Annotated in this window: 9 protein-coding genes; 5 read left to right on the top strand and 4 right to left on the bottom strand. The window is 44.1% G+C overall.

Features of this window, described 5'->3' with window-relative positions; all coding sequences use genetic code 11:
* Nucleotides 1-251: 251 nt before the first annotated feature.
* Together relA and rlmD are read right to left on the bottom strand one after the other, a co-directional pair.
* Entirely contained in the window at nucleotides 252-2465 is a 2214-nt protein-coding gene (relA, locus tag BW947_RS01150; protein WP_076496489.1) for a GTP diphosphokinase, read from the bottom strand.
* Nucleotides 2466-2614: 149 nt separating this feature from the next.
* On the bottom strand, nucleotides 2615-3967 hold the full coding sequence (gene rlmD / locus BW947_RS01145; RefSeq protein WP_076496488.1) for a 23S rRNA (uracil(1939)-C(5))-methyltransferase RlmD: 1353 nt from the start codon (nucleotides 3965-3967) through the stop codon (nucleotides 2615-2617).
* 100 nt (nucleotides 3968-4067) lie between these two features.
* On the opposite strand from rlmD, the gene barA reads away from it, so the two are divergent.
* The 5 genes from barA (at nucleotide 4068) to recN (ending at nucleotide 10739) form a co-directional block, all read left to right on the top strand.
* Entirely contained in the window at nucleotides 4068-6872 is a 2805-nt protein-coding gene (gene barA / locus BW947_RS01140) for a two-component sensor histidine kinase BarA (RefSeq protein ID WP_076496487.1), read from the top strand.
* Nucleotides 6847-7446 (top strand): YjaG family protein, encoded by a 600-nt coding sequence (locus BW947_RS01135; RefSeq protein WP_076496486.1) that lies wholly within the window; start codon nucleotides 6847-6849, stop codon nucleotides 7444-7446. Before barA ends, BW947_RS01135 begins: the two co-directional genes overlap by 26 nt.
* Before the next feature lie 147 nt (nucleotides 7447-7593).
* Nucleotides 7594-7827 carry a DUF3319 domain-containing protein gene (locus BW947_RS01130; protein ID WP_076496485.1) on the top strand — a complete coding sequence of 78 codons (234 nt, stop codon included), beginning with the start codon at nucleotides 7594-7596 and terminating at the stop codon, nucleotides 7825-7827.
* 163 nt (nucleotides 7828-7990) lie between these two features.
* Complete coding sequence (locus BW947_RS01125) at nucleotides 7991-8953, top strand: AEC family transporter (protein ID WP_076496484.1); 963 nt, start codon at nucleotides 7991-7993, stop codon at nucleotides 8951-8953.
* 127 nt (nucleotides 8954-9080) lie between these two features.
* Complete coding sequence (gene recN, locus BW947_RS01120; RefSeq protein WP_076496483.1) at nucleotides 9081-10739, top strand: DNA repair protein RecN; 1659 nt, start codon at nucleotides 9081-9083, stop codon at nucleotides 10737-10739.
* A gap of 80 nt (nucleotides 10740-10819) precedes the next feature.
* On the opposite strand, the gene BW947_RS01115 is transcribed toward recN, so the two are convergent.
* Together BW947_RS01115 and thiL are read right to left on the bottom strand one after the other, a co-directional pair.
* Nucleotides 10820-11314 carry a phosphatidylglycerophosphatase A family protein gene (locus BW947_RS01115; protein WP_076496482.1) on the bottom strand — a complete coding sequence of 165 codons (495 nt, stop codon included), beginning with the start codon at nucleotides 11312-11314 and terminating at the stop codon, nucleotides 10820-10822.
* A gap of 15 nt (nucleotides 11315-11329) precedes the next feature.
* Complete coding sequence (thiL, locus tag BW947_RS01110; protein ID WP_076496481.1) at nucleotides 11330-12286, bottom strand: thiamine-phosphate kinase; 957 nt, start codon at nucleotides 12284-12286, stop codon at nucleotides 11330-11332.
* Nucleotides 12287-12315: the final 29 nt, after the last annotated feature.

Below are 12315 nucleotides of genomic sequence, written 5' to 3'. Positions count from 1 at the left end.
TGACTTGAACAACATCTCTGTTTAATTGCCAGTTCGCCATCCATGGCTCTCGTTCATAAGTTCTGAAACCCTAGGTTTCTATTTACCGTGTCGGTGAGTGGATGCCATGGCGCCCCTGTATCCATGGTATAAGAACAAGCTAAGCTCTCAATAGCTGAAATGGCGTACGGCCATGCCGCACAATTCCCCATAAAATAAAAAGCGGCAGGTGAAATTCGCCCTGCCGCTTTTTTGACTGTAGTGAATGATACTTAAAGCCGTCTTGCCTCTATCACACTATCGACTTGTGTCAGTTTCGATAGCACCCGCGATAAACCGTCGAGGTTATAAAGCTCAAGCTCCAACTCAATCGCTGCTGTCTGGTTTTTAGTGTCCGATGATGAGCTCATAGCCAATACATTGGATTTCTCAGCAGCTAGCACTGAGGTTAAGTCGCGCAATAATCCGCTGCGATCGTGGGCCAGTACCCGCAGACGCATGCGGTAGCCACCAGAGTAATTTTCGCCCCAAACCACTTCAACACCGCGCTCAGGGTGAACTCGCATTAACTCTTTAACTTGTTCGCAATCAGCGCGATGCACCGAAATACCCCGCCCCTTGGTGATAAAGCCGAAAATTTCATCACCGGGAACGGGCTGACAACAACGGGCGATATGGTTAAGCAAATTACCCACACCATTGACCTCTACTTGGCCTTGACCACGGCTGTTTGAAATAGGTTTGTTTTGACTTTTCTTAACGAGCTCTTCGACGGCATCTTCTTCCGATACTTCATCGAGTCGCAATCGGCTTTGAATATGGTTAACCACTTGATGCAGACGCACATCACCACCACCAATGGCCGCCAGTAAGTCTTCCATACTCGCCATATTAAAGCGCTCAACTGCAATGGCGGCGTCTTTAATTTTAAGGCAAACCCGAGCTAACTCAGTTTCCAGCATTTCTTTACCAGCGATAATATTTTTATCTCTGTCTTGCTGCTTAAACCAATGCTGAATTTTCGAGCGCGCTCGCGAAGTACGGATATAACCTAAATTGGGGTTGAGCCAGTCGCGCTTAGGGTTAGGCTGTTTCGAGGTAATGATCTCGATACGCTCGCCAGTTTCAACCTGATAGGTGAACGGCACAATACGGCCATCGACCTTAGCGCCAATACACTTATGCCCTACTTGGGAGTGAATGTAATAGGCAAAGTCGAGTACGGTTGAGCCTAGAGGCAAGTCAACTACCTCACCGCTTGGGGTGAACACATAAACTCGGTCTTCAAACACTTGGCTGCGAATCTCTTCAACCAAGTTGCCACTTTCGACTACGTCCTCTTGCCATTGCAAAATTTTACGCAGCCAATTAATTTTCTCTTCATAGCCACTTTGCTTACCAGAATGATGGCCTTCTTTATATTTCCAATGCGCCGCAACGCCGAGCTCTGCATCTTCATGCATGTCTTGGGTACGGATTTGAATCTCAACGGTTTTACCCTCAGGCCCCACCACTACGGTGTGAATTGATTGGTAACCGTTAGGCTTAGGGTTAGCCACATAGTCATCAAATTCGCGCGGAATATGATGCCAAAGGGTATGTACAACACCTAATGCGCCATAACAATCCTGTAGGCGTTCAGTCACAATACGCACCGCGCGCACGTCAAACAGCTCGTCAAATTTAAGGTGCTTGCCCTTCATTTTTCGCCAGATACTGTAGATATGTTTTGGCCGACCATAGACCTTAGCGCGAATTTGATCTTCATCGAGGCGTTGTTGTAGCTGACTAACAAACTTGTCGATAAAGACTTCGCGATCGAGCCGTTTGCCATCTAACTGCTTGGCAATATCTTTATAAATATCTGGGTGCAGATAGCGAAACGAAATATCTTCTAGCTCCCACTTTAATTGACCAATACCTAAACGATTGGCCAGTGGCGCATAAATATCGGCAATTTCGCGGGCCAGTAACACCCTTGTTTCTTCATCGGCATTTTTTACTGCGCGTAGCAAACACACACGCTCAGCCAGTTTAATCACCACAGCGCGCACATCTTCGACCATAGCCAGTAACATGCGGCGGATATTGTCGATTTGCGGTTCGGTTGAGCGACTATTTGGATTAATTTTCAGCGCGCCAATGGCATTCATGGTCACGACACTTGCGACCAGACGGGCCAGAGGCTCACCAAATTTCTCTTGAATCGCTTCTTCGGTCAATAAGCCTGCGTCTAACACTAAAAACAGAATCGCTGCCTGTAAGGTTTCGATATCCATATTCATTGGCGCCAGGATTTCGACCATCTCGCGGGCACGTTCGAGTAGTCCTCTCTTCGCAGCAGGGCTTTGAGCGGGCAAGGCATCAATCTGCCCAATTAAGGAGAGCAGCATCTGCGCTTCATCGGCATGACCAACATAGCGAGCCACCCAATCTTCTAATTGAAAGTCAGGATCATTAAAATGCGCTTCGCGAACAGAGACCATCTACTTTATTTCCTTATCTGTGCTCAGAGAAAGTGGGCACCACTTCAGCTCTTCTATCTTCAGCATTAGCGTGAACTTGTCAAACCTAACGGGGATAAATACTTCATTTTATATTTTATTCAACGTTCTATTTACCCAAACGCTGCAATTTACTTGGTTAATTCAAACAATGCCATCGCTTCAATATGATGCGTCTGTGGGAACATATCAATAAGTCCCAACTGTTGTAGTTTATAGCCACGCTCTAACAACACTGCACTGTCGCGGGCCAAACTGGCTGGATTGCAAGACACATATACCACTTTGCGCGGCTTCATTTTCTTCAGCCATTGCAAGCTTTCAAAAGCGCCAGCACGGGCGGGGTCGAGCAGTAATTTATCGATTTTACCCATCCAAGGTTCAAGGGATAAATCCGCACTTAAATCACCATGATAAAAGGTTAAGTTATCTAAATTATTGGCTTTTGCGTTGACGCGAGCCTGCGTCACCATTTCAGCAACCCCTTCAACGCCAATCACATCGCTGCCCATTTTTGCTAAGGGCAAACTGAAATTTCCCATACCGCAAAATAAATCTAAAATGCGCTCATCCGCTACAGGGGCTAACCAATCCATCGCCTGAGCGACCATCGCCTTATTTATTTGTCCGTTCACTTGCACGAAGTTACCGGGTGTAAAACTTAAATTCACCGCATTGGACGGTGCATTTTCATCTAACAATTGATAAACCGGTAACACTAACTCAGCGCCAATAGCTTGGAACTGACCTTCATTGTCCTGCAGACAAATATAAATTTGATGTAACTCAGCAAAAGCTGACAACTTAGCGATATCTTTATCGTTTAAAGCCTTAGTCACGCGCAGCACGGCAAAATGACCATTGTCGGCGGCAATCAGCTCAAGATGGCCTAAACTCGCTTTAGCTGATAATTGATTCAGCAGCTTAGCAAACGGCACTATTAAATCGGATAATGGCTTAGCTAATACCTGACACTGGCTAATAGGCACTACATTGCTACTGCTAGCGGCACGAAAACCTAAACTTAAATGCTTGGTATTTTTATCAAATAATGTCGCAAGACGGGCGCGGCGGCGATAATGCCAACCTTCACCCGTTAATGCCGGCGATAAAGCGCCATCTTCAGCGCCAGCAAACTTTGCCATAATATCTAGCAGCGCAGCTTCTTTATGCTCACGCTGACCCGCTAATGACATATGTTGCAAGTCACAACCACCACAGGTGTGATAGTGTGGGCACTCGGGCGTTACTCGCTCAGCGCTGGCTGTATCTATGTTGATAAGCTTAGCGCGAGCATAATTTTTCTTTTGCTCCGTCAGCTGCACAGTCACCACTTCATTAGGCAACGCGCCGGGGATAAACACGACTTTGCCCTGATGTTGTGCTATACCTGCGCCTAGGTGATCAAGTTGATTCACGCTCAGCGACAACTTGGCTGACAACTGTTTGGAACTATTGGGTTTTGCTTTAAAAAATTGTGCCATTTAGGCCTCTGAATCAATAAAATACTGGCAAAGACCGCCCTGTTTCTGGCAGTCTTATAAAATTATCTTCGTCTATGTCACGGGAAAAACCGCCGCTGCTATGAAGCCTGTCAATAACATGACCAAATACAGCCTACGTTCTTGGGTTCTTATGCTGGCGTTGGCGCCAACAATCTTGGTCGGTATCCTTCTAGGAAGCTACTTTACCATAAACCGATTTTATGAGCTCGAAGATACGCTCGTCGAACAAGGCAGCAATATTATTGAACCACTGTCAATTGTCAGTGAAATGGGCTTAGCGGCAAAGGATCGCGAAGCAACCAAGCGCTTACTCGCTGCGGCGCAACTCAATAAGTCAACGTTAGTAAAATCTATCGCCATTTTTGATATCAATAACCAACTCTTTGTGACCTCACACTACCACAAAGATTTTGAAACCATGCGCTACAAAGAAGCCCTTAATACCCTACGTAAAACAGAGGTTGAACATGTAGGCGACAGCCTTATTTTACGGACGCCAATTTTTGCGATTACGCCGTCAGCAATCGCTCCAGCCAGTTTTGATGTTGTGACTAATAATGGACCATTATTGGGCTACATTTCTATTATTATCAATAAAGAACGTGCCTTACTCGAACAGCACAGAGCCGCGGTTGCTGCCTTTATTATTGTGTTAATTGGCGTGCAATTAAACCTGTTGTTTACTTTCCGTCTCGTAAAAAACGTGACTCGGCCTATAACTGAAATGGTGCGCGTTGTCGCTAAAATCCGTGAGGGTAAATTGGATGCGCGCTTAAACGGTAATTTGATTGGTGAACTCGATTTGCTCAAGCGTGGTATCAATGCCATGGCGGGTTCGCTCTCGGAATACCATGATGAAATGCAGCAAAACATCGACCAAGCCACCTCAGATTTACGCGAAACCCTAGAGCAGATTGAAATCCAAAACGTCGAGTTGGATTTAGCCAAAAAACGTGCCTTAGAAGGCAGCCGGATTAAATCTGAGTTTTTAGCTAATATGTCACACGAATTACGTACTCCGCTTAATGGCGTGATTGGTTTTGCAAGGCAATTGGTTAAAACACCTCTGCATTCAAGCCAAGTCGATTACATCAAAACTATTGAACGCAGCGCCACTAATCTTTTAGGTATCATCAATGATATCCTCGATTTTTCTAAGTTAGAAGCCGGTAAAATGGTGTTAGAAAACATGCCATTCGGCCTTAGAGAAACCATCGCTGATGCCATAACCTTGATCTCAACAAGCGCTCAAGCTAAAGGTCTAGAACTGGTCGTTGATATTGCAGCCGATGTTCCCGATAGTGTCCATGGCGACGCCATGCGGGTGTGCCAAATTATTAATAACTTAGTCGGTAACGCCATTAAATTTACTGACTCTGGCAGTGTAATGGTCAAAATTGAGCTGCAAAGCCAGTCAGATGAACAAGTGATATTGCGCTGTGATGTAGTAGACACGGGTATCGGTATCGATGAGAGCCAGCAAGACTTTTTATTTCAAGCCTTTGGTCAAGCTGACTCCTCCATTTCACGCCGCTTTGGCGGTACAGGACTTGGCCTTATCATCACTAAACGCCTAGTTAATCAAATGGGTGGCCATATTGGCTTTACATCATCGCCAGAGAAAGGTTCTAACTTCTGGTTTAGTTTGCCACTCGGCTTAGGCCAGTTCCAAATGAGTGATTCTCTGCCGCTTGAAAAACTCAAAAATAAAACGGTATTATTTTACGAACCCCGTGTTCTGACTCATACGGTATTAAGTCGCCAACTCCATCAGTGGGGAACCAGTGTCACCCATCAACAACATATTCCAAGCCTATTAGCTACGCTCAACACTGCTGAAGGCAAGTATGATTATGTGCTGCTAAGTTGTCATGGGTTCAGTAATCCAGCGCAATTAGTAGACACTTTAACGTTTGCAAAAACTAAAACAGATTGTCTCGTGGTGTTATTCGATTGCCAAGAACAAGATATTTTAACCCAGTTTATTCGCCCTAATGCCGATGTGGTGTTATCGCTACCAATAAGTGAGCACCAACTCGCCCACAACTTAATTTACCCACCAATGGAATACAATATTATCGCTCCCGTTACGATAACGACGCCGGCAGCTCGCCAATCCTTAAGCGTATTAGCGGTGGATGATAACTTTGCCAATTTAAAACTGATTGATACCTTATTGAGCGAACTGGTGACGACCGTCGTTGCCGTTAACAATGGTAATGAGGCGGTTAAGCAAGCCAAAACTCGTACTTTCGATCTGATTTTTATGGATATTCAGATGCCGGGTACCGATGGTATCAGTGCGACAAAACTCATTCGCCAAGGCTCAATGAACCGCAACACACCGATTATTGCGGTAACGGCCCATGCAATAGCTGAAGAACGCGAGTTGATTTTAGGCAGTGGTATGGATGGATACTTACCCAAACCGATTGATGAAGCGGCGCTTAAAGATGTAATTCATCGCTGGATCACAAGGCCTAAGTTTACCCATTTTGATCTGCATACTTTGAATTGGGATTTATGCTTAACCCAAGCTAATCATAAGGCTAGCCTCGCCTTAGACATGCTAAGAATGTTACTCGACTCTCTACCCGAAACGGTGGAGACAATCCAAACAGCGTTAAATCAAAACGATCATGCCGTTATGCTCAGCACGATCCATAAGTTGCATGGTGCGAGCTGCTACTGCGGTGTGCCTACCACACAAAGATTACGCCAAGAAATTGAATCAGCACTAAAGCGAGGAAGTGCTGTTGAAGATCTTGACCCAGAAATACTAGAGTTACTTGATGAGTTAACTAAGGTAGAATCGGCAGCAAATCAAGTGATATCACAGCTATCAGCGGAAATAACAGATGACCAAAAAAACGGGCTTTTTTAAACGTCTAAAGGCGTTAACACTGCCACAAAAACAACTCTTTGCTACTGCACTTTGCCAACGTATGCTGCCGAACTATCAGCTATTTTCTGAGGTGTGTGAGTTTGGTGATCCTAGCGTATTAAGTACGGTATTAGAGTTACTGTGGCAGTCCCAGTACGACTCTAAGCTTAAATTCAACATTGATGTGCATTTGCAACGCCTAGAGGATAACACCCCAGATCCTGCTAATTTTGAAGCCTATGGTGTTCATCCTGCTATGGATACCGTAGTTGCCATTTCGACATTATTGAGTGCTATCCAAGATAAAATAGAAGAAGATATCATCAATATCAGTAAACTTTCTTCAAGCACTGTTGCTCACTATATTGAAGCTATCAGCGATGTCGATTTAGTCGACGAAGCATTAGATGATTTTGTTTTCGCCCATGAAGTCATGGAAGAAGAAAAAGAGCTACAAAATTCGCTACTCGAAATTATCGAAGAAAACCCAAAAATTACTGCAGAACTGGTAAAGGGTTTACGCAAAGATATTATTGAAGCAGGCGTATCAAATATCGGTATTAGCATAGCTTAATTGGCCAAGTGCTTGGGGCAACTCAAGCACTCATTAAGAAAAATAATCGCCAATGCTCTTCACTAAAATATCTTGTGGTGAGGTAAATTCCATAATAAATAAGTGCTATCGTTAACTATGATCCTTTGTTAATTTGGAGTTATCCCTATGAGAAAACTTATTTATCAAGGATTTATCTTAACTAATAGCGAAGGCCATACCGATAGTTGGAAACTCACAATTAAAGATCAACATCGTATTGGTTCATTGTTTGAGTTACGCCGTTTAGTCGCATATTATTTAGAATTAGGCGTATTACCTGAGACACGTACAAGCCTTCAAGATGTGAAACAAGTACAAAATATGATGCCTAAAAATACCGTTATAGCCAAAAAACGCTGATAACGTTTTCTATCTGCAGCCCTTAAAGTATATAAAATAGCTCTGATGCCTTTAACTACATAAACTCAATAAATACTACAACACGATCATTAAGAGTTAATGCGCCAGTGAAAAATAACCGCAGTGAGTTTATAACCATTTAATTGTAAGGATGAGTGAGGGAATGACTATTTTAACCCCTCTGTTTGCCGTATTCGGGATTATGTTGCTCGGCACGCTAGTACAAAAACTAAAAATCTTACCCGTTGATACGGATCAAGTACTTAACCAGTATGTCTATTATATTGCCTTCCCAGCAATCATGCTTATTGCCCTTGCACAGCAACCAATTGATGAGATTTTGCAATGGGGTTTTATTGCCGGCTACAGCACGGCTATGATCATCACTTATCTTATTTGTCTTGGGCTTTCCCTGCTGGTGGATCCTCAGCAACATGCCATTGCCGCCATTCGAGCACTCAATGCCACCTTCGGCAATACAGCTTTTATTGGTATCCCGTTACTTATCATCCTGTTCCCGCAACAACAAAGCGCTTTAATTGCAGCAGCGATTGCCAGCTTATTATCAGTGCTGATGTTTGCTGTAGCTTTAGTATCAATGGAACTAGCGATAAATACACAAAGACAACATCACGCCTTCGTTATAATAACAATGGCGATAGGCAAAAATCCTATTGTTATTGGCAGCTTAATTGGTGTGGGTATTTCGGCACTCGAGATAAAATTACCTGCTGGACTCGCACTGATGATCCAGCAGATAGGCAATACCTCAAGCCCTTGCGCACTATTTGCAATCGGCATGGTGCTAGCCAAAGCGATGCGCTATCAAAAAGATAGCAAGGTATTTAGCCTTAAAAACGTCATAGAACTTAGCCTTATCAACCTGTTCAAACTGGTGATTCAACCTTTGCTTATTTATTTTATGCTTAAAAGTTTTGCTGTAACTGGGGACTATTTAATTATGGCCGTGATCTTAAGTGCATTGCCTACTGCGGCTAGCGCCTACTTACTCGCTCAGCGCTACAATACTCAGGCATCAAGCAGTGCTCAGGGTATTTTATTCGGTACAATAGTGACTTTTTTCAGTTTACCCATATTAGAATCTCTAGTAAGAACTCACTCATAATCAATAGATTAAAAATATTAACTAGCAATTTTGTTGATTATTTACTCAAGCCGCTTTACTGTATATAAAATCAGTATATACTGTTTATCAATACAGTGGTTTGGTGTGTTTTCGACAGGGATTCGCTATGCTTTGCCAACTCAGCATTAATAACTTTGCTATCGTCCGATTTTTAGAATTAGATTTTCGTCCCGGTATGACCAGCATTACAGGTGAGACGGGAGCTGGTAAATCGATCGCTATCGACGCTTTAGGCCTATGTCTAGGTAATAGAGCCGATGCCAGCAGCATTCGCCCTGGAGCCAGTAAAACAGAGGTTAGTGCGCGCTTTTCTTTGGATGATATTCCACTGGCCAAACGTTGGTTAGAGGATAACGATCTTGAGCTCGACAATGAGTGTATCCTACGCCGGACCATTGGCAGTGATGGCCGCTCACGGGCCTATATCAACGGTAATCCAGTACCACTGACACAACTCAAATTACTAGGTCAGTTACTCATTGGTATTCACGGCCAACATGCACACCATGCAATGCTAAAAAGTGAGCATCAACTCACCCTGCTCGACAGCTATGCAAACCATAGATTACTGATTGATACTGTAAGTGCGAGTTTTCAGTGTTGTAAGCAAATTGAAGCCGATCTAAAACAGCTAGAAGCCTCTCAGCATGAACGGATTGCTCGTAAACAACTAGTGCAATATCAAGTAGAAGAACTTGATGAGTTTGATCTTAAAGTCGATGAGTTTGATGAAATTGAACAAGAGCACAAACGACTGGCTAACGGCACTGAGCTCATTGATACCTGTCAGGCAAGCTTAGACATACTCACTGAAGGCGAAGAAAGTAATATAGAATCACTACTCAATCGAGTTGTTTCTCTGGCAGAAGATCTGCAAAGTTACGATCCCGCATTAAGTAATATCAGCACTATGCTGAATGATGCACTAATCCAAGTACAAGAAAGTGCCGGTGAATTACAGCATTATTTAAGTAAACTTGAACTCGATCCAACCCATTTTGCCTATTTAGAAGAACGGCTATCAAAAGCCATGCAACTGGCGCGTAAGCACCATGTTAGCCCGAATAAATTAGCCGACCATCACTTAGCCTTAAAGACTGAACTGAGCACCTTAGACAGCGATGAAAGCAAACTCGAAGAAATTCAGTTACAAGTTGATGCCAGCAGAAGCGCTTATCTTAGCAATGCACAAAAGCTCAGTCAAAGCCGCGCAAGATATGCTAAAGAGCTTGATAAACTCGTTACTCAGTCAATTCACGAACTGAATATGCCCAAGGGGAAATTTACTATCGAAGTCAATTTCCACCCAGAGCAGATGTCCATCAATGGCAGTGACAATATTGAATTTATGGTGACCACTAACCCAGGCCAGCCTTTACAACCCATTTCTAAAGTGGCTTCAGGCGGTGAACTTTCACGAATAGGCTTAGGTATTCAAGTCATTACGGCGAAAAAAGTCGCCACCCCAACGTTGATTTTTGATGAGGTAGATGTGGGTATCTCTGGCCCAACCGCCGCAGTGGTCGGCCGTATGTTACGCAGCTTAGGCGAGTCGACTCAAGTATTGTGCGTAACTCACTTACCCCAAGTTGCGGGCAATGGGCACCAACATATGTTTGTCGATAAGTTTAATAAAGCGGGCAGCACTGAAACAACCATGAAATCACTCGATCGTGAGCAACGTATACAAGAACTCGCCAGACTATTAGGCGGCGACACTATCACCAGCAATACGCTAGCAAACGCTAGAGAACTGCTGCAATAGGAGGAAAAAAGAGAGTCAAGGACAACACGATGAGAGAACCAAATTGATATATAACTATAGTTAAAACAAAGGACTAGCTGTTAGCTAAAACACCACACTAGCCCTTGTAAACAAATAAAGGCGAACACGCCAGCTAAAACATCATCGATCATTATGCCAAAACCACCTTCAACTTTGGCGTCAAGCCAACGAATCGGCCAAGGCTTAATGATATCGAAAAAGCGAAATAGACCAAATCCGACTAATAGCCAAACCCAGCCTGCTGGCGCTGCTATCATAGTGATTAGTAGCCCAGCCACTTCATCCCACACAATGGCGCCGTGATCGTGTACGCCCATATCATTTGCAGCTTTACCACAAATATAAAAACCCGCCAAAACACTGATTAAGGTTAAACCGAGATACCAAGCCAGCGGTAATGGCGCCATAAGCAAATACAAGGGAATAGCTGCCAAAGTACCGAAAGTACCGGGCGCTTTAGTGGCAAGTCCACTACCAAAACCGAGTGCTAAAAAATGCACAGGGTTCTTTAATGACAGGCGAGTTAACGCCTCATCCTTTGACAACCATTTCATTAACACGCTCTTCGCTTAAAAGTGCTCAAAACCGTAATACGGTGGAATAAAAGGCTCACCATTGAGTTGTAATTTTAGTTTGCTGCCAGCACAAATTTGCCCAACACGGACAAATTTAGTCCCCGTATGGTTCAATGTTGTTTCAAGGGCACCTTTTTGGGACTCTGGAACCGTGAACAACAGTTCATAATCTTCGCCACCCGTAAGTGCATAACCTAATGCATGCTCCTCACTCACAGTATCTTTCATCGCCAATGATAACGGAATGCAATTAACATCAACAATTGCACCCACCTCTGCAGCTTTAAGAATATGGCTAATATCTGAAATAAAACCGTCAGAAAGATCAATCGCACTAGAGGCTAATGATCGTAGCGCTTGGCCTGCTAACACTCTTGGCGTTGGACGATAATGACGATTGATAAGGAATTCTTTGTTTTCGGCTTTGGCTTGCTGAGCACCGCGGATAATATCCAGACCTAAAGCGGAATCGCCAAGCGTGCCGGTAACATAAATCCAGTCACCCGCTTTAGCACCGTGTCGCGTGAGGGCTTTACCCTGTGGAACTTGGCCATGCACGGTAATATTAATCGCCCGCGGACCGCGAGTGGTATCACCACCAATTAAAGCGATGCCATAGTAATTGGCGGCTTCAAACAACCCCTCGCTAAAACCACTGAGCCAAGTTTCATCGACGTCAGGCAGGGTTAAAGCAAGCGTCATCCACGCGGGTTCTGCGCCCATGGCAGCCAAATCAGATAAATTTACCGCTAAGGCTTTGTAGCCTAAAGCAGCTGGAGGCATATCGGGGAAGAAGTGAACATTTTCGACTAAGGTGTCACAGGAGATAGCAATCGACTTATTTTCTGCCGGTTGCACTAAAGCGCAATCGTCGCCGATGCCTAGCTTGACATCACGGCGAGTGGGGCCGCGATTGCTAAAATAACATTCAATTAATTGGAATTCTTTCACTGTACAGTTTGGCACGACTCACATCGGCC

This window comes from Shewanella morhuae (assembly GCF_900156405.1).
GTDB classification, from domain to species: Bacteria; Pseudomonadota; Gammaproteobacteria; order Enterobacterales; family Shewanellaceae; genus Shewanella; species Shewanella morhuae.
Note: the sequence above shows the minus strand (reverse complement) of the source record. Positions and strands in the feature narration are given on the sequence as shown.

What these genes read in the sequence shown, in the direction of transcription:
- relA (WP_076496489.1), bottom strand. Translation starts at nt 2,465, where the DNA reads ATGGTCTCTGTTCGCGAAGCGCATTTTAATGATCCTGACTTTCAATTA.
- rlmD (WP_076496488.1), bottom strand. Translation starts at nt 3,967, where the DNA reads ATGGCACAATTTTTTAAAGCAAAACCCAATAGTTCCAAACAGTTGTCA.
- barA (WP_076496487.1), top strand. Translation starts at nt 4,068, where the DNA reads ATGAAGCCTGTCAATAACATGACCAAATACAGCCTACGTTCTTGGGTT.
- BW947_RS01135 (WP_076496486.1), top strand. Translation starts at nt 6,847, where the DNA reads ATGACCAAAAAAACGGGCTTTTTTAAACGTCTAAAGGCGTTAACACTG.
- BW947_RS01130 (WP_076496485.1), top strand. Translation starts at nt 7,594, where the DNA reads ATGAGAAAACTTATTTATCAAGGATTTATCTTAACTAATAGCGAAGGC.
- BW947_RS01125 (WP_076496484.1), top strand. Translation starts at nt 7,991, where the DNA reads ATGACTATTTTAACCCCTCTGTTTGCCGTATTCGGGATTATGTTGCTC.
- recN (WP_076496483.1), top strand. Translation starts at nt 9,081, where the DNA reads ATGCTTTGCCAACTCAGCATTAATAACTTTGCTATCGTCCGATTTTTA.
- BW947_RS01115 (WP_076496482.1), bottom strand. Translation starts at nt 11,314, where the DNA reads ATGAAATGGTTGTCAAAGGATGAGGCGTTAACTCGCCTGTCATTAAAG.